The sequence below is a fragment of the Mycobacteroides immunogenum genome, assembly GCF_001605725.1.
Lineage (GTDB): Bacteria > Actinomycetota > Actinomycetes > Mycobacteriales > Mycobacteriaceae > Mycobacterium > Mycobacterium immunogenum.
Genome location: NZ_CP011530.1, coordinates 3704709 through 3722021, shown reverse-complemented (window position 1 = coordinate 3722021; position 17313 = coordinate 3704709). Strand labels below are relative to the sequence as shown.

Sequence of the window (17313 nt, the reverse complement as noted above, 5' to 3'; positions counted from 1 at the left end):
GTAGTGGGTCATGCCACTTTCCTTTCAGTGTTGTTGTGGGCCTTGATGTCTAGTGACGGCGGCATGAGCCACTGCCATGTTTGGTGATCGCCGAGGCTGGACGGGGCGCCGACGACATAGCCGCCCGCCCCGCGATAGTCGATGCCGGGCAGGAAGCCAGCGCGGTTGCCGCGTCCGGTGGCCTTCACGTACAGGTGAATGCCAGCCGGTCGGCCTTCAGCGCGGTTGCCTGCGGTCACCACGTAGCCGTGAACGTCGGGCAGGCTGCCCGCCTGCTCAAGCTGTGCCAGAGACTCGCGGCCACCCGGACCGGGGTCGATGTCCACGACATCGAAGGCGTGGCCGGTAGCAAGCCCAATGTTGTAGTTGGGGTTGCCATTCCACCAGGCTTCGATGCGGCGCCGGTTCGTGGTGGCGTCCTTGAATCCCTTGAGCGTCGCCGGTTCCTTGCCCCCGGCCTTGAGTGGGAACACCGGCCAGCCAAGCGTCTGGCTGTAGTAGAGGGCTGAGCCGCGCAGGGTGGGCCGTTCGGCGGCGTCGATGGTCGCGACCAGCTCATCGGCGCGCGCGTCGTCACCGGCCTGTACAGCGGCCAGGAACTCGGCGCACTGAATGTCGACGGCTGTCGGCTTCGGCTCGCATGTCGGGTGCACCGTGTCGTCAATGCTAGTGACCAACATGGCCTCACCGCAGTCGCGGCATGTGCTGAACAGCCTCATAGGATCGCCTGCACCGTCATTTGCTCTGCCATCTTCATGCCGATGCGCAGAAAGCGTCCGGTGCCGTTCGGCTGGACGACTATCGGTCGATCGACGGTGGCGCGACGCCCTTTCGCATGCGAGGTCGGCTTGGTCGGAACGCGGCCCAGGCGCCCGCCGGGAAATGTGATATCCCCGAGAGGGTGGAGGGCGCTGTACTCGGTCCGGTACAGGATGCCGTTGCCGCGCAACGCCCTTTCGGGCAGGATGCGCACCACGGGACGCTCAGCGGTCGGATGCCGCATTTCATGCTTGGCCATGCCGTTTACCTCTCTGTGAGTTCTGGGCGACTGACGGCGGGGTAGGAGACACCCGCCGCCAGTCGCCGCCTTACTTGATGGAAAGTTGAGCTGCGGACTTGAACAGGAATCCGAGATTGCGGAAACCCCACTGAGACAGGGCGCTTACTGAGATGGTGTCTCCGTCGATGACTGACAGTGCCGACTTGAGCTGGTTGAGCATGGGCACGTCGAGACGTGGCACCGGCTTGACCTGGTTGTAGCCGGGGTCTGAATTCGGGCTCCACGTCACATAGCTGACATTTCGGCTGTAGCCGTCGGGGTCAGTTCCAATCGCCTCGGAGATGTCCTTGTCGGTAACGACCTGTCCCGCTTTGAGTTTGGTCGTCAGCATGTCTCGCAGGCTGCGGAGGCGGGGGACCGCCTCGGCCTCCCATTTCTCACGTCGCTTGCGCTGCCAGTCCTGGACCTCGGCCTTGTACCGCTGCTGGTCTTCTGTGTGGGCTTTCAGGGTGCTCTCGATGACATCGAGTAGCGCCGCCTTGCTGATTGCCATGGTTAATTCCTTTCGTCACTTGATGTTTTGGTGGTGGGGTGCTGGTGACATGGGCCATCGGGAAATGTCCGCGCCCAATGCCTGCATTAGCGCGCTGGCCCATGTCCTCACCGCAGGCGCGACCAGCTGCCGATCAGAACGGCGGGGTGGAATCGTCGGCGGTGCCACCGAATCCAGCGCTGGCGGACGCGGGCGCCGCCACGGGTCCACCGGCACCGCGCTTGATCTTGATGCCGTACTCCTTGAGGGTGTTGCCGTTGTTGGGAAGCACCCGAACGTCCTCCAGCACAATGCGGATCAGGTCGCCCGGCGACGGATCGGCGGCCTTGATGCCGCGCTTCAACTGCACCTGACTACACGTCAGCGATACCAGCTCACCGGCCGGGTAGTCGGTGCGGGCGCCGAGCTTGTCAAATGATGCTGCCGGTTCGATCAGCTCGACGGTGACCTGTGGGCAGGCGTTGCCCTTGGTGTCTTCGCCAGCAAGGTCGCCGTACTCGATCACCTTGCCGGTGACGTGCTGGCCCTTGTTGTTGCCCCAGCCGATGAAGGCACCCTTCGGGATTTCGATCTCTTCGGCGGCGTCCCAGTTTTCGGACATTGATATATGTTCCCTTCCGTTACTTACTGATTGGTGCCAGCTGTTGCTGGCGTTCAAGGCATGCCGCCTTGAGGTCTTCGGTTAACTCGCCGCGTGCGGCGGCTTCTTTCCACAGGTCGCGCAGCGATTCGACGTTGGCGCACAGGCCAACCCGATCGGCGAGCGGCACGTCAGGGCCAAGCTCGATGAGCCGCCCCAGGGTGGTCAGCTTGCGCCGCAGACCCTTCTGATGCTTATCGCGGGCGACCTTGCAGTCAGCCCAGCCCTTTGTCAGGTCAGCCCAAAACAGCTCGCACTTGGCCTGTTTCATTGGCAGATGGATGACAATGCCGCGTTTCTGATCAATAGGGTCGGTGTCCAACCTCGCCTCGGCTTGCGGGTCATAGGCGCGGCTGCGCGAATACATCGCCAACTGCGCCTCAACCATCCGCGTGTGCAATGTGCCGGTCTTGAGGTCGACAATCTTGGGTCGGCCCTGACGTTTACCGTTGGCGGTGTAGCTCGACACTCGGTCTGGCGTGCCCGCGACGCGGTAGTCGTCGTACACGTGCATCTGCTCGGCGGCGTGATGAGTCAGGCAGCGCGTGGCCATGCGGTAGGCCTCTACGTCGCGGTTCACCTCGGCGACTGGAACCGGCTCCATCTGTTTGGTGTTTTCGTTCCACCACTCACGCGGCATCATGTCGCCCTTGTCGATGGCTTCGGTGATCTGGTGGAGCATCGAGCCCCACTCTTGCTTTTCGTCCCGTCCAGCGAGTTTGGCTGCACGCCTTGCTATGTCGGATAGCTCGCGCGGTTCACCCATCCACGCCATGAGTTCCTTGCGGAGTTCCGGCGACATCACCAGCCCGGCCAAGGTCAGGCGTTCCTGCCAGATCCGCAGGCCTTCGCCGCCGTCTTCTAGCTGGTCAATGAAGTTGGTGGTGCGCTGGTACGGGTAGCGCTTGCTGCCGTCTTCGGCCATGATCAACGGCTGGTTGTTGCCGTTGCGGTACACGCCGAAGTGGTCGCGCTCCGGTCCGGGCTCAACGTCTGGCACAGCGTCCCAGTCGATTTCGGCGGTCATCAGAAGCACCCGCCAGCGTGTTCAAGGTTGCAGTCAGGGCACACTTCGACCGGCGCCGCATCAGCCTCGGCGTCCACGTCGATGTCACACTTGACGTGTTCGTAGTGACCGCCGACGGCCTGGCGAATCATGTCGCCGGGGTAGATGCCTTCACCGCATCGACCGCAGACGCCACGGTGTGCCGCCCTGAATCCGTCATCGACTTTGACGGTCTCCCAATCGATGTCACTCACCGTGACCGCCGTGAGTCGGCAAGGCAGACGCGAAAGAAGTTGGACGACTGCAGCTCAAGGGCGACGCTGTGACCGCCTTGAATCTCGATTGCGCCGTCACGGATGGTGACGCCGATCTGGTCGAAGGAGCTTTCGCCGCCAGATGGTGAGAAGTACACCGTCTGATAGCCGTGCGCTTCGGGTATGTAGATGGGGTTGTCGTAGTTGCCGTACCAGATTCGCGACTTGGTGATCGTGACAAGGTGCGCGTCTAGTTTTCTCTCGGCGTCCCCCGCGCGGTTCCTCGCTTTCGCCAGTTGCTCACGCGCCCAGGCGGGCAGCTTCGGCTCGCGAGGATCGATGTCAGCCATGATCAGCTGCCTTTCTTGATGAATCGCCCATTCGGGCCACGGTCGGGGGTGATAACGAAGTGATCCCACCTCTGGAATGCGGCAACTACATCGCCGCCCCACGCCGATGTTTCGAGGATGAGCCGACCGTCTGCGTCGATCCGATACCCGTTGGCGCGCGGCACTTCAACGTCTCGGCTTGTCGGAATCGGCCCACCATTGGTGACGATGGCCCGCACCACGGCGCTCATGCGTCGGCCTCGGCGAGTGCGATGGCGGCGGCGAACCATGCGCGCGCCTTGTCGATGGTTTTGACGTACTTGTCGTTGTGCTGGAAGATGGCGACAGCGGCGCGTTGGTGCAGGTCTCCAAATCTCGGCTGCCTCGGCTGTGTGCGATACAGCCAGCGCGCCGCACGCCACGTGTGCTTGACGATTGCGAAGAGAGCGTCACCCGCTGCGGCCTCTATGATCAGGTCTAGCTTGGCGGTGTACGCCAGCGCCCCGAGTGCACAGGCGGCGCGCTCGTCTCCCGGCGATGCGTACCCGGTGCCCCTGGTCTGAAAGCCGTTGCGCTCGATGTAGTCCCACGCTTGGCGCAGCTGGTCGGCGTCTGCGGCACTCATGCTTCAGCCTCGGCGTCGGTCGGCTGCTCCACCTTGACGTAGCGGGTGCGCTCCACGAACTCGGTGACGGCTTCAACCTCGTAGACCGTGTAGTCGTGGAATTCCGGGCCGTATCCGTCGTCCTGGCGCTCAGTCAGCCCGTTCTCATTCAAGAAGGCATACAGGCGCCCAGAGGGGGCGCGCACAATCTCTTCGCTGGTATACGACCAGCGCCGATCTTCGTGGCGAATGGTGGCCACATGCACGAAGCCGTCAATTTCTCCGTGCCTGATTTCGTCTCCGCTGTCCTCGATGATTGCGACAAGCTGATCTATCTCAGTCATTCCGGTTCCTTAATGTCGAATAGTGCTGCGCCGCCATTGATTCGGTCGGCGTCGTGATGTTGTTTGCACAGCTGGCACACCATGCGGATGTTGGTCAGCGACAGATTGGTGTCGTCGCCGTCAAGCGGCACCGCGACCAGGGCGACCTTGCCGATACCGCCGCCCATGTCTTCGCCTTCGCCCCATGGGCAGGTACGTGAGGCGAAGTGCAGATGTCCGCATTCGCCCTTGCATTCGCAGTGGTTCTTCGCGCGGCGCTTCGCCTCGGCTACGGCCTCGCGGCGGGCCGCGCGCTGCTCCAGCTGCGCCGCCCGGCCCTGCGCCATGGCCTTGGTGGCGTAGGAGCCTTTCTCGGCGAAGTCCTCATTGCCGAAGTGCTTCACGACGCGGTATCGCCCGTTGAAGACCTCGCGCACGCCGTACCGGGCGCTCATCGCTTCGGCTCCGTGTAGAACCACCGGACGAACACACTGACCCAGTAGAAGGCGAGAACGGCGGGCCAGATGAAGATCACCATGAAGGCGGCGACCTCGGGTGTGTTGTAGTGCTTTTCGGCTGCGGTGAGGCTCCGCCACCAAGCGCGGCTGACGAACAACCCGACCACCACGTAGGGGATGGCGACGAGAACGACCAGTGCGGCGCTCATGACCCGCCGCCGCCCGCCTCGTAGACGCGGCCGATGGCGTGCAATGTCCGGTAGGCCTGCTCGAAACTAGCGACGTTGATCGGCTCCAGGTCCTCGGCAATACCGGTCACGTCAACCACCCACAGGGGCGTGGGCTCGCCGCCGTACATCTCGGGGTATGCCGTCGCCAGCGGGTCCTCCAGACCGACGACACGCACATCGAAGCTGTCACCGTTCTGGTCAATGAGGTAGCTCATAGCCACCCCGCTTGAACCGCGATGACGGCGACGATGAACAGGGCAACGGTGATCAGCAGTGCGTGCGCCCAAACATCGGAAGGCTTTTGCCGGCATTTTTGGCAGACCTCGCCGCCCACGGGGCGCATGACAACTCGGCCGCATCCGCCGCAGACAGTGGCGGTGTTCATGAGGCATCCCGTGTCTTGGTGCGCACCGTGTGGCCGCATACGCACCGCCACACGAGGTGCTGTGGCAGCTTCGGCTTAGCGTGCCCGACTGTGACCACCGCGCCCTGACTGGCCAGCGCGGCGAGCGTGATCACGCTGTACATTTCGGCAGACTGCGGATTCTGGTCGGCGTCGTCGCTCAGGCGCGGCGATACAACCTCGCGGTCGCATTTCGGGCAGGCGAACCAGCCATTTGGCGCGCAGTCGGGTAGCGCCGCATACTCGGCGTCCACGGCTTCCTGCGCGCGCTGGTGCTCGATAGCGTCCAGCTCTTCGCGCTGGGCCTTCACCTTGTCGGCCAGCTCGCCTACTCGCTTGGCCAGGTGCTCGGCGGCGGTGACGGCTGCCGACTTCAGGGCCACCTTCGCATTGACGTTGCCGCCGACGCTGTAGCCAACGAGTAACCCGACCGGACCACCATTGGCGGTGTCCAGCACCTTGCGAACCTCGGCCAGGTCTGCCCTTGTGCTGTCGAGCTGGTTGCACATCATGTCGCGCTGAGCCTTGGTCTCGCTCAGTTCCCTCTCGGCCTTGTTGGTACGCACCCGCTCGGCCTTGAGTTCTTGGGCAGCCTTCTCCGCAAGCGGCGCAACCGGGTCGAGCTGAGTCATGGCCGACGCGGCCAACTGCATCCCGGCGTTCAGTGCGGCGCGTGCAGCTTGTATATCCTCCTTTGCCCGGCGCACGCGGGCCCGAAGGCTTTCCAGCTCAGCGCTCTTGATCCACGTCATGCCGTCACCGCCGACCCGGAGTGGTAGAAGTCGGCGGTGCTCACGGCCCGGCCCCAGGCCATACCGTTGTCCTGGTTGGCTTGCGTCGACCTGGCCCAGCTGCGTTGCCACTGCGTAGCTGTAATCCGCAGACGCGACATCACCGTGTCCAACGCGGTGCCCTCGGCTTGGATCAGAAGGCTCAGGGGGACACCGAGATTGGCGAGTGCACGCCCGCCAATGCAGCACGGGCGGTCATCCTTGCCGACGTACTTGCATTCGGCTTCCTGATCGGGGAATCGCAATGCGAGCCTGCGAATCTCGGCGACCACCTCGGCGCCAGTGAATTCGAAGGTTGGAAGCTCGTCACGCTCAACGGCTTCGCGCGGCGAGACCTTGAGGGGGGAGACAGCACCGCTGTAGCTCATGACAGCGCCCCCGTCCGCATATCGAAGTAGAGGGCACCGATTTGGTGGAGTGCGTCGATAGCCTCGTTGCGGTTATCGAGCACAAAGCGGAGCAGGTTCCTGGCGGTCGGTGTCTTGATATCTGCCATCCACTCGTCACCAACCTTGCGGGCATCTGCGAGTACGGCTCCAGCGACATGCAACTCGACCCTGCTATCGCCATCTGCCACCACCTGCACATGGCTGACGACGGCAGGCAGGGCGCCAATAGTATGAATTACGTTGACACTCACTTAAATTCCCCTGTCTTTGCTGCGTGGTAAAGCCGTCCGAAATCACTGAGTGCGTCGATCCCCTCGCTACGGTTCGTGACATAGAAGCCCTCAAAGCTGTGGCTCGACAGCAATTCAATGGACACGAGCCATTCACCGAGACTGGTGCGCTTGAGCCTGGCGAGTTTCTTGTCACCCTCGCGAAGCTCTACATCTTCCGACCCGGAGAACTCGACCACGGCGATCTTGATGGACTCGGGCATTGGCGGCATGATTTCGCCGACCACCTCAATTACGGTGTCACTCATCGCTTCACCTCCACAGAGAGGCTGTCCAGCGCCTTGGTGATCTGTTCGTCGGCGATGTTGCGCGCTTGCTTCACGGTGACGGATGCGGCCGAGTCTTGGCCAGCGGCGAACGCGCTGACATAGAACTGGCCCAGGTGCTCCAGCACGACGTTGACTGTCGTTTCGCACGGGACGTGAACGCCACCGCCATGCGCATTGCCGAAGCGGATAAACCGGTCACAGCGGCTCAGGCAACTGGTTTCGGTACGTGCGACAACCTCGCCGCCAATACGTAGCTCGTAGTCGCGGTCCGTCACGGGGCGGATCTCAATACGCCTGGCGCTCATCGCTTCACCTCAACCGTGAGTGCGTCGAGCGCCTTGGCGATCTGCTCGTCGGCGATGTCGCGGGCACGCCGCTCAGTGACGGGGGCGCCATCGGCGACGCCTGCGTTGTAGCCTGCGGCGTATGCCTTCGCGATGGCTACTGCGGCGTCGCGGGCTTCCTGATTGTCGACCGCGATTGCGATGGCCCCGCCAGGGTTGACCGGTATGACGGTGGACCCATCGGCTCGGGCGATCACCGTGTCATTGACGGTGTACGTGCGCGAACTTGATAGCCCGCTCATGGTTACTTCTGCCTTGGTGCTCATGCTATTTCGTGCCTTCCTTGGTGTTGTTGGTGATGACGACGACGGCGCCGGATTGGACTTGCTGCCAAGCCCATTGCGCCGCCGAGATTGGGTTGTCGGTGCCGATTACGGCACCGCTGTCGGTGCGGCCGAGAATCACGGGCGGCCCACCTGTTGATTGGCCCGCAGGCTTGCGATGGCCTGATTGAGTTCCGCCACATGCTCTTCGGCCTCATCGATGTTCAGTCGAATGTCCAGTGCACAGTTGCCCCTGGCGGAAACCAGGATGTGATCGCCCTCGACTTCGGTGCTGAGTTCCATGAACGCGCTGGCGCCGAATGAGACAAGGGCGCTCATGCGGGCACCCGAATCAAGGTGTCAGGTTTGCGCCAGCCGAATGCCGACTTAGCGGCCTCGGGGTGCTTGGCGCCTGCGCGAAGGTGCGCCCATCCGCCGCGCAGAATTCCAATGCGATACACTTTGCCGCCCTGACGAACTCGCACGAGGCTGTCGACTTTGAGGGGGCGGCGCTGCGCCGACATCTTGCCGCCTTGGAGACTGGCGCATGGCGCGCACTGTGGCCGGATGTTGCCGCGCCGGTACGTGCCACCGTCGACGCCCGCGACCGGGTGCCGGTCAACGGTGATGCTGTCGAAGTCCAAAACGGTCGGGCATGTCGAGCACTGGCATGTGGTGCCGTCGCCGAACTGGTCGAGCAGCCATTGCCTGCGAATGCGCCGACTTTCCGCCGACCCACGATCGTTGCGGTTCGTGGTACCGCGCCGGACGGTCATCGCGCACCGGCCCTGAGTCCGGCGATATAGATATGGGCAATGGCGGTGCGGGCCTGGCGGGCGGCGGCTTCGTCGGTGACCAGGAAGCCGGGCGTGAAGCCCCAGGCCACCGGGGCGATGTAGATCTGGTCGCCATCGTCTGGCTGGTTGAGACTCGACCAGGACGACACCACCAGTTCGTCGTTGACGAGAGTTTCGGTGTCTTCGCCGTTGACTACATGCTCGATGAGGAACGGGGAAGTAGTGGCCGCTGCCGGGGCCAATTGGGTAGCGTCGGACATGCCGAATGCCTCCTAAGGGCTGATTTCGGTTCTCGATGGCGCTGACGGCGGGGGACTTTGGCGAGTAGACCGCCGTCAGCGTTGGGGGTTATTCAGTTGTGGGAGTTGGGGTTATGAAGCGACCGGGCTCCGCCGCTTACGGCGCTCGGCCCATGCGCGCAGCTCATTGGCATCCCACCGGAGCTGACTACCGGCCCGAGTAGGCTCCGGAAGGTCATAGAGCCCCCGACGGCTCCAGTAGCGAAGCGTTTCGGGGTGGATGCCAAGGATTCCGGCACCAACACTGGTGGTGACGAACACTGGGGTTTGCGAATCGCGCTGAATGCGGAGCAGGGCGCGAAGGGTCTCGTGGGGGGAGAGGGGAGTGAGGCCGGTATCGGCGATAGATGTTGCAATACGGGCCATTTCGACAGGCGAGCTGTCGGCGGTCATGCCCGCCTGGGCGGCGAGTTCCTGAAGGTTCATCCCGCGATACCTCGCACGCTGGCCAGGCGGGGACGGTAAGTCGTCGTGATCGTCCCTGGCTCAAGGCCATAGGCGACCTCAATACCCGCAAGCAGCTCTTTTGACGTTCCGCGCAGTCCGCTTTCGACGGCCGACAGGGTTCCCCGCGAGTAGCGAACGCCGGTCGCATCTTCAATAAGGTCTGCCAGACCGTTCAGCGTCAGCCCTGCCAGATGCCGCAGGGCTCGGATTGGAACGTGGGGTGGAGTGAGCTGTGGACGCGGCTTGGGTCTCGGTGGCATAACGAAGACGCTACAACGTTGATTCGGTGAAAGCAACTGATTGTTGTGTTGATATTGGGAAAACATTCGGCGAGCTGCACTGATTGACCCGACCTCGCCTACCTGCACATTACAATCATTGTAATACAGGCGTATCTAGGTTTGTGTTTGCCAAATATCTCTGAGACAGTGGTGACATGCCAGAAAACTGGGAAGCGCTCGCGCGTGCTGTGCGTGCGCGGCGCGCAGATCTTGGGATCAGTCAGGCTGCGGTCCAGGATCGTGGTGGCCCCTCGGACATTGTCATTGGACGAATTGAAAACAACGAGAAGCCTCGGCCGCGCGGGGATACTCTCCGCAAGCTTGATCTTGGCCTCGGATGGAGCGAGGGGCACTCGCTGTCAATCTTGGCGGGTGCGGCCCAGAGTGTTCCGCAGGGATCTGATGATCGTGTTAAGCGATTCGTGGATGCCACAGAGCGGAGGCATCGCGGATTAGCAGTCCCAGGGGATGAGAAGGTCATTCGCGATTTTCTCGATGAGGAGCGTGAGCTGGTCGAACAGGCGCCACCTGAAAGGAAGGGGCCCTTAGTTGACATCGTGCGTGCGACGTTGGACAGCTACAAGACAACTATGGAGGGGCTGATCAGCCTTATCGAGAACCCCGAGGTGTCAGAGGATGATAGAAGAAGATTATCCAAGCAAGCGGATGCGTTGTCTGCCTCGATGATTGACTACTTGATCAAGACGGCACACGAGGTAGCTGATCATTCGAGTGAGATCGACATGCGGGTTGAACTGGACAAGTCATACGAATTTCGCGCGTCAATCCGCGACCGCCTCAAGGAAGATCGCTTACCGCCACCGGATTTGAACGACCCCGATGTGGTCACTTCACGCAGAGAGAAGCGAGCGGACGCCTACGCGGATGCGCTTAAGGATGCCGCCGGGTTTGAGGTGAAGGTCTACAGCCTGAGCGAAAAGAATGACTATGCCGACCGCTTCGTCTTCGATGAACTTGAAGGTGCGCTGGGTTCGGTTCGCGACGAACTCAAGATGCGCGGTGAGGCCGAGGAGGACATCGAGCACGCGGTGGATCTGGCGTCCAAGACAGGGATCGGTGACACGCGAGGGCGTGGCTTCCGAATCGAGGTGAATCCGCTACGTAGGTAAATGTGATACCAGATTACAACCGTGTTGTTCCTGGTCGGCGCCGTATTTGTCGGTGTCCTGTTCTAGCGTCTTGCACCATGATCACGAACCATTGGCATCCATGGCGAACGCTCGCCGAGCACTACCCACACATCGCCGTTTCCTGCGATCACGTCCTGCCCCGGGGAGTAGCCGGACTGATCAAGGGCAACACCATCTGGCTGTGCAAGAGCCTCACACAGGCTGAGCGCCGCTCGACTTTGACGCATGAGTTGATCCACGTTGACCGGGGCATCGCGCCCGTCATCCACCGCGCCCGCGAAGAGCACTATGTGGACGTGCTGGCGGCTCGCCGACTCATCCCACTACCTGCCCTGCTGCGCGGGCTGCAATGGACCAACGACGATTACGAACTGGCAGAAGAGCTTTGGACCGATGTTCACACCGTGCGGGTGCGACGCCAGACCCTCACCCCGGTTGAGCGCGATTGGCTGGCGGACCGCGTCGAAGATCCGCAGCGCCCATGAACACAGTCGAAGCCCTTGAGATAGAACGCCTTTGGTGGCCAGTTTCCGGCGCCAAGGATGAGGCGATTCGCGAGCGATTCGGCCTGTCGCCCGTGCGCTACTACCAGAAGTTGAACACCACTATTGAGACGCCAGAAGCGCTGGCCACTGACGCGCAGACCGTGAATCGCCTGCGCAGGATACGGAGACGGTCATTATGATCATTGCGGGGTTTTGCATACAGTTTTTGGGCAACCTGCTACTGGCGTGGGGCCTTTTCACCGCCTGGAATCGGGCATCCGGTCGAGCCTCTCAGTGGCGTAAGAAAGTAAGTCAATCTTGGAGAGAACTGTCTGCACGACTTTCGGGTTCCCCTGTGGCCCAGGACATCCATGTGCGCGGAATCGATGGCGGTGATGGGGTGGGCACGGCGCGGGTGATTCAAGCGGACTCGATAGTGATGCCCGAAGAGAGAATTCAGACTATTGAAACAGAACTGGCCCAGCTAAATACCCGGATAGATGCCAGGATCAAGTCTGCCATAGATTCGACAATGTCTGCATCGGATGCGCGGCAGAAACTGATTCAAGTTGGCGACATTAATTGGGCAATAGCAGGTTTGTTAGTTTCGACCATTGGACTCGTCGTTGAACATTTGCCAATTTTCTGCAGTTAGGGGCGGGAGCTATGCGAGGTAGGCCTCCACGACCAATTGGGGTATCGGGTGACGTTGACCTAGCTGAGGTTCGACCTGGCGTCTGGAGAGCCAAGCTCCGTGTCCGCGATGCCAGCGGTAAGCGGCGGCAGGTCATGCGAATAAGCCCACCGCGCACCGATACTCGCGGGCGCCCTGTGCCAGACCGGGACGGAATACGTGCCCGCGATGCCGTACTTGCCGCTGCGGCTGAGCTGTCGGTATCGGTGCTCGATGCGGAGCTGTCGACAGAGACGACTATTCGCGCGCTGTACTACGAACACTATCGCCCGCATCTCGTAGACCAGGGGAGGGCGCCTGCCACCCTTGACCGATACGACTTCGAAGCCAAGGGGTTTGATTCTGCGTTCGGTCACAGACGCCTCATGGAGGCGCCCACCCCGGTTATGGAGAAGTTCCTGATCACCGTGGCCGATACGCGTGGTGCTGGCGCGGCGAAGTCGTCGCGGACCGTGCTATCTGGCATGTACAACTACGCGATACGCATGAGCAATGGTGCGATCACGATAAACCCGCTGCGCGAGGTGAAGTTGGCGCGGCGCAAGGGCGCCAAGCGCGGCGGGGCGCGCCAGGTAACCGTTGACCAGGTGCGCGCCATTCTCATCGCCATACGGACATCCGATCTGCCGTGCCCACGCATTTTGGCCAAGGGCGAACGCGAGAAGGGTGTCGGAAGCTACACGCCGCCGACTGTCGCGGAGTTCTGCGCCGACGCCGACCTGGTCGACTGGATAGTGATGCTGATTGCCAGCGGCCACCGTCGAAGTCAGTCGCTTGCGACGGTCTGGCCAGAGCTGGACCTGAAAGCCGGTGTGCTGCGTCCATCGCGGAAACTCATCCGCGTCAAGGGTGAAGGCCTCGTCCTAGTGCCCGTCGACGGCGATACCAAGGGTTCGGACAATGAGATTGCGTTGCCACAATTCGCGGTCGACGCCCTCAAGATTCGCAAGCGTCGGTTAGCCGAACGTCGCCTACTTGATCCACGCCAGGCCCCGGCGAACTACGAAGACTTGGTGTTCCCATCTGAAAACTGGACGCCGCGCGACCCGAACAATGTCGCGGCCCAGTGGCGCCGTGTGCGGTCGGCATTGGGGCTGCCTGACGACATCACCGCGCACAGCTTCCGTAAGGCGGTGGCGACCATTCTCGATGACGCTGGACTATCTGCGCGTGTTGCTGCCGACATGCTTGGGCACGCCGACCCGTCCATGACACAGCGTTTTTATATGGCGCGGGGACGGGCACACAGCGAAGCCGCAGCGGCGCTGCACGAGGCCATTAGTGGGGAGTCCTAGGCCGGTGCTATCGGCCGAGATGGTCATCACTAAGTCATCACTAATTCGCGCGACGTGGCGACTTTTCGCAATTGCGTTCGACTGTCCCCGACTGTCCAAAATCGGAAGTATCCGCAGGTATACGGCTATTTTTGGGCTGCCCTTGACTGTCCGTAATTGTCTCTGCTAGTCCACATTTTTCAGACTGTGGGGGTCAGGGGTTCGAGTCCCCTTAGCTCCACAATAATCCCAGGTCAGACGACCTGGGATTTTTGCTTTCGGGATCACGATTCGATGTTCGTGACCTTGCGCGGCGCGGTCGGGGCTTCGTATCCATCCGGGTTTGCAGCCTCGATACTCTGGTCGACGTCTTTACGCATAAACCTGATTCGGGAGCGAAGCAATGCCACAACAAGGGCGTCTGACCTACGGCGATCACCCGAGTCAATACGTCGACATTCTTGAGCCCGATGGGCCCGCTCTTGCCCTGGTCTTTGTCATCCATGGCGGATTCTGGCGAGAAGGACTGGGTGCTGATCTCACCGCACCGATAGCCGAGGACCTGCGCACTGACGGTTTCCTCGTTGCGAACATCGAGTATCGCCGAGTCGGCGGCGGGGGAGGATGGCCGGAGACATTCGAGGATGTGAAGGCGGCGACAGCAGCTGTCCGGCACGCCTATCCAGATCCCACTCAGTCATTTGTAGTCGGGCACTCCGCCGGTGGTCATCTCGCACTTCTGGCCCTTGCTGCGGGATCGGTAGACTTCGCCGTCGCCTTAGCGCCTGCCAGCGATATTGAACGCGCATTGCGGGAGAACCTGGGAGACGGCGCTGCCACAGAATTCCTTGGGGCCGTGAGAGTTTCGCCAAACGAGGTTGAGGCCGCATCGCCGATTCGGCAACTTGGCCACAGTCGGCACCATGCCCTCGTCCATGGTGTGCGCGACATCAATATCCCCGTCGAATACTCCCAGCACTACGTGTCCGCAGCTAGAACAGCAGGGACCCCCGTGGACTACTTCGAGTTCTCTGACCTGGACCACTTCGATCTGATCGTTCCGTCCTCGGCCGGTTGGTCGGCGGCCAAACAATGGATTCGCTGGCAGCTGACATCAAAGTAGCGCCATTCAGTGGGGTATCGAGTTTCGTACGGAGATGCGCAGACGAATCCGCTGACGTTCCACCTCGGACATGCCACCCCACATCCCATGGGGCTCCTCGATCTCCAGGGCATACGCAAGGCAGTGCGTGGCCACCGTGCAACTGCGGCACACCTCGCGTGCGTGCTGTTCCCGGAGCCTGCGCTCGATGGGGCGCTCGTTGTCGTCGGAGTAAAACAAGTCATGGTTGGCCTTCCGGCACGCTCCCCGTAGCTGCCACGCAAAACCATCGGTGAGAACCGTCGTCTCAGCTACCCGCACATCCTCCACACAGATCCTTCCCACACATGTCCGCCACTTTGAACGGTGTTGACGGAAACTTCACATGAACTGATTGCATTGATGTGAAATTGGCGTTGCGCCAATGGAATCAACCATCAGTCACCGCCTGCTCGTCCAGTAGAAGTTGGAACAGGTACGAGTGGCAGTCGGTAATCGCGACCACCTCTGGTACCGCGGCCTCGGGCAATTCGCCCGGATTCGAGTAGTTCACTACGCAGGCGCCTTGGCGATGGCCGAGCCCACGATGACAAAGCGGGAGACCGCAGGTGTCAGGTCCAAGGGTCGCGTGGTTGTCGTCATCCAACAATCGCGAATGAGGAACTGTGCGTAGGCGATCACCGCAATTCCATGCTGAATCTGAATTGGGAGAAAGGTGAAATTCATGACTACTGCTCAGCCGGGCAGGTTTGTTGCCTTGACGGAGGCTCCTGCCATACGTGATATCGAATCTCACACCGCGGAAGATCATCGGGCCAACGGTCCAGAAGCGCCTTCGAATGAAGGTGCGAATGTGACCGCACCCTTCCGTGAAGCCTCGAGTCGGCCCGCACCGTCACTCAAGCAAGGGAGCTAGTCCGATGCCTTGGTTAGCGTTCCATAACAACTACGGACTGCCGGTTTCCGTCGCGGTGATGCAGGTGGACTCGGATGCCTGCGGCGGAGAGTACGGCGGTTGGGCGACGCACGGATGGTGGAATCTGAATCCAGGGGAGTCAAAGACCGCCATCTGGACGAAGTACGACGCCGCGTATTACTACGCCAAGGCCAGCAATGGCGCGTGGTGGGGTGACGTCAACGGTCCGCGGGTATATGTCAATCCCTACTACCGATTCGATTCGTGTCTTCTTATCGGTACCTCAACATGGGATGTCGTCAAGATGAGACGCGTGGGGGTGGGCTCGTTCCTGTTCAATACACATACGGTGAACTTGAATCCCTGACGCCGCGCACGCATCTCGGTAGGGTTCTTGGAATCGGGGTAGGAGCCCGATTCCAAGAACCCCCACTCTTTGACGACAGCGGAGCTCTCGCGCAAGGCGCTATTTGTGTGAGGATGTGATCTGTACCTATCCGCAGAGATGAAGTCCGTTAGCCGAGTTCGCAAGAGCTGGCCCTTGGAAAGGCATCAGGTGATGGCCAGCACGATGCGTCCAGCCCTGATGCGACGTCGCCTCGGCCTGTTCGCCGCGCTCGCGTTGATATGTGCACTGTGCGCCGCTCCTGTCGGGTCGGCCGACACCGTGCAGATCAGCCCGACCAATGAACGTCGGTTGCAGGAGTTGCTCGGTGAGCGAAACCGCCTCGCGGCCGCGAATCCCGCACAGCTGAGTGCCGGGATATCGGCGCTCTTTCTGCAAGTGCCCTACGGTGCCAACACGCTCGTAGGGTCTGCGACGGTCCCCGAGCAGCTGATCGTAGAGCTCACCCGCGTGGACTGTTTTACCTATGCCGACTATGTCGAAGCGCTGAAGCGGTCCAGCGATCGCGCGGGTTTCCTTGCTCAACTGACTCAGATCCGTTATCGCGGGGGAGATGTCAGCTTCACGCAGCGCCGGCACTTCTTCACGGACTGGGCTGCCGACGCACCCGCCATTGCCACCGACGTGACGGCAAGCCTGGGGGCGCCCACGGAGCAGGTGGCCAAGATGCTCAACGTGAAAGATTCCGGGGAAAGCTACCTGCCCGGACTTGCGCCGCAGCCACGCACCATCGTCTATCTGCCGAGTGCCCGTGTCTCTGATGGTGTTATCGCCAATCTTCACGATGGTGACTACCTCGGTGCTTACGCAACGTTCGGCGGGCTCGACGTCACGCACGTGGGGATCTTCCTGCACGCGCCAACCGGACCGGTGCTGCGCAACGCCTCGTCACTCAGGGCGAACAACCAAGTCGTCGATACACCGCTCAAGGAGTATCTAGGCACGGTCCCGGGAATTGTCGTGCTACGGCCGACTCGCTGACGCCGCACCAGGACTCAGTGCGTCCGCCGAAGTCCGTACGCCGGAGATGCCACCGGAAGCGTTGGGTGTAGCCGGAGTTGGGGCCACAGGGCTTAGTGCGTCGGCCGACACCGACACACCCGAGCGTGCCGCCGGTAGCAGTGGAACCCCCACTGCCACAGGGTATCCGGGTGGTCCGTATTGCAATGGCCCGATCACGGGCGGAGGTGGCGGCACTGTTGGGCCGGGGTCGGCATGTGCGACATTGATGGCCGCGGCGACGTTCAGTGCGGTAACCAAGAACAAGGCCAGGCCACCGTATCGGCGAATTATATTTAACAACAACATCTATCGC

38 protein-coding genes are annotated in these 17313 nt (G+C 61.5%); 8 read left to right on the top strand and 30 right to left on the bottom strand.

Annotation, left to right across the window (positions count from 1 at the left end; genetic code table 11):
* Positions 1-8 precede the first annotated feature (8 nt).
* The 26 genes from ABG82_RS18440 to ABG82_RS27785 all read right to left on the bottom strand — a co-directional run bounded on the left by ABG82_RS18440 (position 9) and on the right by ABG82_RS27785 (position 9949).
* The gene (locus tag ABG82_RS18440; RefSeq protein ID WP_043077960.1) at positions 9-680 is read right to left on the bottom strand and encodes a bifunctional DNA primase/polymerase; all 672 of its coding nucleotides are present in this window, start codon (positions 678-680) and stop codon (positions 9-11) included.
* Positions 681-715: 35 nt separating this feature from the next.
* A complete protein-coding gene (locus ABG82_RS18435) occupies positions 716-1018 on the bottom strand; it encodes a hypothetical protein (protein ID WP_043077901.1) in 303 nt (100 codons plus the stop codon).
* A gap of 70 nt (positions 1019-1088) precedes the next feature.
* Positions 1089-1553 (bottom strand): hypothetical protein, encoded by a 465-nt coding sequence (locus ABG82_RS18430; RefSeq protein WP_043077902.1) that lies wholly within the window; start codon positions 1551-1553, stop codon positions 1089-1091.
* Between the two features lie 133 nt (positions 1554-1686).
* Positions 1687-2154, bottom strand: a complete 468-nt coding sequence (locus ABG82_RS18425) for a hypothetical protein (protein ID WP_043077903.1) — start codon at positions 2152-2154, stop codon at positions 1687-1689.
* 19 nt (positions 2155-2173) lie between these two features.
* On the bottom strand, positions 2174-3220 hold the full coding sequence (locus ABG82_RS18420) for a hypothetical protein (protein WP_043077904.1): 1047 nt from the start codon (positions 3218-3220) through the stop codon (positions 2174-2176).
* Positions 3220-3453 carry a hypothetical protein gene (locus tag ABG82_RS18415; protein ID WP_043077905.1) on the bottom strand — a complete coding sequence of 78 codons (234 nt, stop codon included), beginning with the start codon at positions 3451-3453 and terminating at the stop codon, positions 3220-3222. The genes ABG82_RS18420 and ABG82_RS18415 overlap by 1 nt, the downstream gene beginning before the upstream one ends.
* Complete coding sequence (locus ABG82_RS18410; protein ID WP_043077906.1) at positions 3450-3803, bottom strand: DUF7239 family protein; 354 nt, start codon at positions 3801-3803, stop codon at positions 3450-3452. Before ABG82_RS18410 ends, ABG82_RS18415 begins: the two co-directional genes overlap by 4 nt.
* A gap of 2 nt (positions 3804-3805) precedes the next feature.
* A complete protein-coding gene (locus ABG82_RS18405; protein WP_043077907.1) occupies positions 3806-4033 on the bottom strand; it encodes a hypothetical protein in 228 nt (75 codons plus the stop codon).
* The gene (locus tag ABG82_RS18400) at positions 4030-4407 is read right to left on the bottom strand and encodes a DUF6197 family protein (protein WP_043077908.1); all 378 of its coding nucleotides are present in this window, start codon (positions 4405-4407) and stop codon (positions 4030-4032) included. Before ABG82_RS18400 ends, ABG82_RS18405 begins: the two co-directional genes overlap by 4 nt.
* Positions 4404-4730 carry a hypothetical protein gene (locus ABG82_RS18395; RefSeq protein WP_043077909.1) on the bottom strand — a complete coding sequence of 109 codons (327 nt, stop codon included), beginning with the start codon at positions 4728-4730 and terminating at the stop codon, positions 4404-4406. Before ABG82_RS18395 ends, ABG82_RS18400 begins: the two co-directional genes overlap by 4 nt.
* A complete protein-coding gene (locus ABG82_RS18390) occupies positions 4727-5164 on the bottom strand; it encodes a hypothetical protein (RefSeq protein WP_174544336.1) in 438 nt (145 codons plus the stop codon). Before ABG82_RS18390 ends, ABG82_RS18395 begins: the two co-directional genes overlap by 4 nt.
* Complete coding sequence (locus tag ABG82_RS18385; RefSeq protein ID WP_043077910.1) at positions 5161-5376, bottom strand: hypothetical protein; 216 nt, start codon at positions 5374-5376, stop codon at positions 5161-5163. The genes ABG82_RS18390 and ABG82_RS18385 overlap by 4 nt, the downstream gene beginning before the upstream one ends.
* Positions 5373-5612, bottom strand: a complete 240-nt coding sequence (locus tag ABG82_RS18380) for a hypothetical protein (protein ID WP_234708024.1) — start codon at positions 5610-5612, stop codon at positions 5373-5375. Before ABG82_RS18380 ends, ABG82_RS18385 begins: the two co-directional genes overlap by 4 nt.
* Positions 5609-5782, bottom strand: a complete 174-nt coding sequence (locus ABG82_RS28625) for a hypothetical protein (RefSeq protein WP_165589762.1) — start codon at positions 5780-5782, stop codon at positions 5609-5611. The genes ABG82_RS18380 and ABG82_RS28625 overlap by 4 nt, the downstream gene beginning before the upstream one ends.
* Positions 5779-6552, bottom strand: a complete 774-nt coding sequence (locus ABG82_RS18375; RefSeq protein WP_043077912.1) for a coiled-coil domain-containing protein — start codon at positions 6550-6552, stop codon at positions 5779-5781. Before ABG82_RS18375 ends, ABG82_RS28625 begins: the two co-directional genes overlap by 4 nt.
* On the bottom strand, positions 6549-6959 hold the full coding sequence (locus ABG82_RS18370) for a hypothetical protein (RefSeq protein WP_043077913.1): 411 nt from the start codon (positions 6957-6959) through the stop codon (positions 6549-6551). The genes ABG82_RS18375 and ABG82_RS18370 overlap by 4 nt, the downstream gene beginning before the upstream one ends.
* Positions 6956-7231 (bottom strand): hypothetical protein, encoded by a 276-nt coding sequence (locus tag ABG82_RS18365; protein WP_043077914.1) that lies wholly within the window; start codon positions 7229-7231, stop codon positions 6956-6958. Before ABG82_RS18365 ends, ABG82_RS18370 begins: the two co-directional genes overlap by 4 nt.
* Positions 7228-7518 carry a hypothetical protein gene (locus ABG82_RS18360; protein WP_043077915.1) on the bottom strand — a complete coding sequence of 97 codons (291 nt, stop codon included), beginning with the start codon at positions 7516-7518 and terminating at the stop codon, positions 7228-7230. Before ABG82_RS18360 ends, ABG82_RS18365 begins: the two co-directional genes overlap by 4 nt.
* On the bottom strand, positions 7515-7844 hold the full coding sequence (locus tag ABG82_RS18355) for a hypothetical protein (protein WP_043077916.1): 330 nt from the start codon (positions 7842-7844) through the stop codon (positions 7515-7517). Before ABG82_RS18355 ends, ABG82_RS18360 begins: the two co-directional genes overlap by 4 nt.
* Positions 7841-8149 carry a hypothetical protein gene (locus ABG82_RS18350; RefSeq protein WP_043077917.1) on the bottom strand — a complete coding sequence of 103 codons (309 nt, stop codon included), beginning with the start codon at positions 8147-8149 and terminating at the stop codon, positions 7841-7843. Before ABG82_RS18350 ends, ABG82_RS18355 begins: the two co-directional genes overlap by 4 nt.
* Before the next feature lies 1 nt (position 8150).
* Positions 8151-8288: a hypothetical protein gene (locus ABG82_RS28620; RefSeq protein WP_165589761.1), complete on the bottom strand. Its 138-nt coding sequence runs from the start codon at positions 8286-8288 to the stop codon at positions 8151-8153.
* Positions 8285-8485, bottom strand: a complete 201-nt coding sequence (locus tag ABG82_RS18345; protein ID WP_043077918.1) for a hypothetical protein — start codon at positions 8483-8485, stop codon at positions 8285-8287. The genes ABG82_RS28620 and ABG82_RS18345 overlap by 4 nt, the downstream gene beginning before the upstream one ends.
* Complete coding sequence (locus tag ABG82_RS18340; RefSeq protein WP_043077919.1) at positions 8482-8922, bottom strand: hypothetical protein; 441 nt, start codon at positions 8920-8922, stop codon at positions 8482-8484. The genes ABG82_RS18345 and ABG82_RS18340 overlap by 4 nt, the downstream gene beginning before the upstream one ends.
* Positions 8919-9203: a hypothetical protein gene (locus ABG82_RS18335; RefSeq protein WP_043077920.1), complete on the bottom strand. Its 285-nt coding sequence runs from the start codon at positions 9201-9203 to the stop codon at positions 8919-8921. The genes ABG82_RS18340 and ABG82_RS18335 overlap by 4 nt, the downstream gene beginning before the upstream one ends.
* Before the next feature lie 111 nt (positions 9204-9314).
* Positions 9315-9668 carry a MerR family transcriptional regulator gene (locus ABG82_RS18330; RefSeq protein WP_043077921.1) on the bottom strand — a complete coding sequence of 118 codons (354 nt, stop codon included), beginning with the start codon at positions 9666-9668 and terminating at the stop codon, positions 9315-9317.
* Positions 9665-9949, bottom strand: a complete 285-nt coding sequence (locus ABG82_RS27785; protein WP_078343295.1) for a helix-turn-helix domain-containing protein — start codon at positions 9947-9949, stop codon at positions 9665-9667. Before ABG82_RS27785 ends, ABG82_RS18330 begins: the two co-directional genes overlap by 4 nt.
* A 176-nt stretch (positions 9950-10125) precedes the next feature.
* Between ABG82_RS27785 and ABG82_RS28295 the strand changes: the two genes are divergently transcribed.
* The 6 genes from ABG82_RS28295 to ABG82_RS18295 all read left to right on the top strand — a co-directional run bounded on the left by ABG82_RS28295 (position 10126) and on the right by ABG82_RS18295 (position 14697).
* Positions 10126-11100, top strand: coding sequence for a helix-turn-helix domain-containing protein (locus ABG82_RS28295; protein ID WP_052511008.1), 975 nt, complete (start codon positions 10126-10128; stop codon positions 11098-11100).
* Positions 11101-11177: 77 nt separating this feature from the next.
* Complete coding sequence (locus ABG82_RS18315; RefSeq protein WP_043077922.1) at positions 11178-11606, top strand: hypothetical protein; 429 nt, start codon at positions 11178-11180, stop codon at positions 11604-11606.
* Complete coding sequence (locus ABG82_RS18310; RefSeq protein ID WP_043077923.1) at positions 11603-11806, top strand: DUF3263 domain-containing protein; 204 nt, start codon at positions 11603-11605, stop codon at positions 11804-11806. The genes ABG82_RS18315 and ABG82_RS18310 overlap by 4 nt, the downstream gene beginning before the upstream one ends.
* A 155-nt stretch (positions 11807-11961) precedes the next feature.
* Positions 11962-12261, top strand: a complete 300-nt coding sequence (locus ABG82_RS18305; RefSeq protein WP_043077924.1) for a hypothetical protein — start codon at positions 11962-11964, stop codon at positions 12259-12261.
* Positions 12262-12395: 134 nt separating this feature from the next.
* Positions 12396-13595, top strand: coding sequence for a site-specific integrase (locus ABG82_RS18300; RefSeq protein WP_043077925.1), 1200 nt, complete (start codon positions 12396-12398; stop codon positions 13593-13595).
* A gap of 382 nt (positions 13596-13977) precedes the next feature.
* A complete protein-coding gene (locus tag ABG82_RS18295) occupies positions 13978-14697 on the top strand; it encodes an alpha/beta hydrolase family protein (protein ID WP_043077926.1) in 720 nt (239 codons plus the stop codon).
* 6 nt (positions 14698-14703) lie between these two features.
* Here the strand turns inward: ABG82_RS18295 and ABG82_RS18290 are convergent, their stop codons facing one another.
* The 3 genes from ABG82_RS18290 to ABG82_RS27780 form a co-directional block, all read right to left on the bottom strand.
* The gene (locus tag ABG82_RS18290; protein WP_043077927.1) at positions 14704-15006 is read right to left on the bottom strand and encodes a WhiB family transcriptional regulator; all 303 of its coding nucleotides are present in this window, start codon (positions 15004-15006) and stop codon (positions 14704-14706) included.
* Between the two features lie 100 nt (positions 15007-15106).
* On the bottom strand, positions 15107-15229 hold the full coding sequence (locus ABG82_RS29170) for a hypothetical protein (RefSeq protein WP_264031212.1): 123 nt from the start codon (positions 15227-15229) through the stop codon (positions 15107-15109).
* Positions 15229-15402, bottom strand: coding sequence for a hypothetical protein (locus ABG82_RS27780; protein WP_234714551.1), 174 nt, complete (start codon positions 15400-15402; stop codon positions 15229-15231). Before ABG82_RS27780 ends, ABG82_RS29170 begins: the two co-directional genes overlap by 1 nt.
* A 194-nt stretch (positions 15403-15596) precedes the next feature.
* Between ABG82_RS27780 and ABG82_RS18285 the strand changes: the two genes are divergently transcribed.
* Both ABG82_RS18285 and ABG82_RS18280 read left to right on the top strand, forming a co-directional pair.
* Complete coding sequence (locus ABG82_RS18285) at positions 15597-15959, top strand: DUF1036 domain-containing protein (RefSeq protein WP_043080309.1); 363 nt, start codon at positions 15597-15599, stop codon at positions 15957-15959.
* A gap of 192 nt (positions 15960-16151) precedes the next feature.
* Complete coding sequence (locus ABG82_RS18280; RefSeq protein WP_043080308.1) at positions 16152-16979, top strand: N-acetylmuramoyl-L-alanine amidase-like domain-containing protein; 828 nt, start codon at positions 16152-16154, stop codon at positions 16977-16979.
* On the opposite strand, the gene ABG82_RS28290 is transcribed toward ABG82_RS18280, so the two are convergent.
* Complete coding sequence (locus tag ABG82_RS28290; RefSeq protein ID WP_131676355.1) at positions 16962-17306, bottom strand: hypothetical protein; 345 nt, start codon at positions 17304-17306, stop codon at positions 16962-16964. The genes ABG82_RS18280 and ABG82_RS28290 overlap by 18 nt on opposite strands.
* Positions 17307-17313: the final 7 nt, after the last annotated feature.

Coding starts and splice junctions, on each gene's coding strand:
- ABG82_RS18395 (WP_043077909.1), bottom strand. CDS start 4,730: ATGACTGAGATAGATCAGCTTGTCGCAATCATCGAGGACAGCGGAGAC.
- ABG82_RS18405 (WP_043077907.1), bottom strand. CDS start 4,033: ATGAGCGCCGTGGTGCGGGCCATCGTCACCAATGGTGGGCCGATTCCG.
- ABG82_RS18410 (WP_043077906.1), bottom strand. CDS start 3,803: ATGGCTGACATCGATCCTCGCGAGCCGAAGCTGCCCGCCTGGGCGCGT.
- ABG82_RS18315 (WP_043077922.1), top strand. CDS start 11,178: ATGATCACGAACCATTGGCATCCATGGCGAACGCTCGCCGAGCACTAC.
- ABG82_RS18300 (WP_043077925.1), top strand. CDS start 12,396: ATGCGAATAAGCCCACCGCGCACCGATACTCGCGGGCGCCCTGTGCCA.
- ABG82_RS18375 (WP_043077912.1), bottom strand. CDS start 6,552: ATGACGTGGATCAAGAGCGCTGAGCTGGAAAGCCTTCGGGCCCGCGTG.
- ABG82_RS18385 (WP_043077910.1), bottom strand. CDS start 5,376: ATGAGCGCCGCACTGGTCGTTCTCGTCGCCATCCCCTACGTGGTGGTC.
- ABG82_RS18440 (WP_043077960.1), bottom strand. CDS start 680: ATGTTGGTCACTAGCATTGACGACACGGTGCACCCGACATGCGAGCCG.
- ABG82_RS28625 (WP_165589762.1), bottom strand. CDS start 5,782: ATGAACACCGCCACTGTCTGCGGCGGATGCGGCCGAGTTGTCATGCGC.
- ABG82_RS18295 (WP_043077926.1), top strand. CDS start 13,978: ATGCCACAACAAGGGCGTCTGACCTACGGCGATCACCCGAGTCAATAC.
- ABG82_RS18380 (WP_234708024.1), bottom strand. CDS start 5,612: ATGAGCTACCTCATTGACCAGAACGGTGACAGCTTCGATGTGCGTGTC.
- ABG82_RS18430 (WP_043077902.1), bottom strand. CDS start 1,553: ATGGCAATCAGCAAGGCGGCGCTACTCGATGTCATCGAGAGCACCCTG.
- ABG82_RS18310 (WP_043077923.1), top strand. CDS start 11,603: ATGAACACAGTCGAAGCCCTTGAGATAGAACGCCTTTGGTGGCCAGTT.
- ABG82_RS18280 (WP_043080308.1), top strand. CDS start 16,152: ATGGCCAGCACGATGCGTCCAGCCCTGATGCGACGTCGCCTCGGCCTG.
- ABG82_RS28290 (WP_131676355.1), bottom strand. CDS start 17,306: ATGTTGTTGTTAAATATAATTCGCCGATACGGTGGCCTGGCCTTGTTC.
- ABG82_RS18370 (WP_043077913.1), bottom strand. CDS start 6,959: ATGAGCTACAGCGGTGCTGTCTCCCCCCTCAAGGTCTCGCCGCGCGAA.
- ABG82_RS18400 (WP_043077908.1), bottom strand. CDS start 4,407: ATGAGTGCCGCAGACGCCGACCAGCTGCGCCAAGCGTGGGACTACATC.
- ABG82_RS18390 (WP_174544336.1), bottom strand. CDS start 5,164: ATGAGCGCCCGGTACGGCGTGCGCGAGGTCTTCAACGGGCGATACCGC.
- ABG82_RS18285 (WP_043080309.1), top strand. CDS start 15,597: ATGCCTTGGTTAGCGTTCCATAACAACTACGGACTGCCGGTTTCCGTC.
- ABG82_RS18425 (WP_043077903.1), bottom strand. CDS start 2,154: ATGTCCGAAAACTGGGACGCCGCCGAAGAGATCGAAATCCCGAAGGGT.
- ABG82_RS18330 (WP_043077921.1), bottom strand. CDS start 9,668: ATGAACCTTCAGGAACTCGCCGCCCAGGCGGGCATGACCGCCGACAGC.
- ABG82_RS27780 (WP_234714551.1), bottom strand. CDS start 15,402: ATGAATTTCACCTTTCTCCCAATTCAGATTCAGCATGGAATTGCGGTG.
- ABG82_RS18355 (WP_043077916.1), bottom strand. CDS start 7,844: ATGAGCGCCAGGCGTATTGAGATCCGCCCCGTGACGGACCGCGACTAC.
- ABG82_RS18420 (WP_043077904.1), bottom strand. CDS start 3,220: ATGACCGCCGAAATCGACTGGGACGCTGTGCCAGACGTTGAGCCCGGA.
- ABG82_RS18345 (WP_043077918.1), bottom strand. CDS start 8,485: ATGAGCGCCCTTGTCTCATTCGGCGCCAGCGCGTTCATGGAACTCAGC.
- ABG82_RS28295 (WP_052511008.1), top strand. CDS start 10,126: ATGCCAGAAAACTGGGAAGCGCTCGCGCGTGCTGTGCGTGCGCGGCGC.
- ABG82_RS18435 (WP_043077901.1), bottom strand. CDS start 1,018: ATGGCCAAGCATGAAATGCGGCATCCGACCGCTGAGCGTCCCGTGGTG.
- ABG82_RS18360 (WP_043077915.1), bottom strand. CDS start 7,518: ATGAGTGACACCGTAATTGAGGTGGTCGGCGAAATCATGCCGCCAATG.
- ABG82_RS18340 (WP_043077919.1), bottom strand. CDS start 8,922: ATGACCGTCCGGCGCGGTACCACGAACCGCAACGATCGTGGGTCGGCG.
- ABG82_RS18350 (WP_043077917.1), bottom strand. CDS start 8,149: ATGAGCACCAAGGCAGAAGTAACCATGAGCGGGCTATCAAGTTCGCGC.
- ABG82_RS27785 (WP_078343295.1), bottom strand. CDS start 9,949: ATGCCACCGAGACCCAAGCCGCGTCCACAGCTCACTCCACCCCACGTT.
- ABG82_RS18335 (WP_043077920.1), bottom strand. CDS start 9,203: ATGTCCGACGCTACCCAATTGGCCCCGGCAGCGGCCACTACTTCCCCG.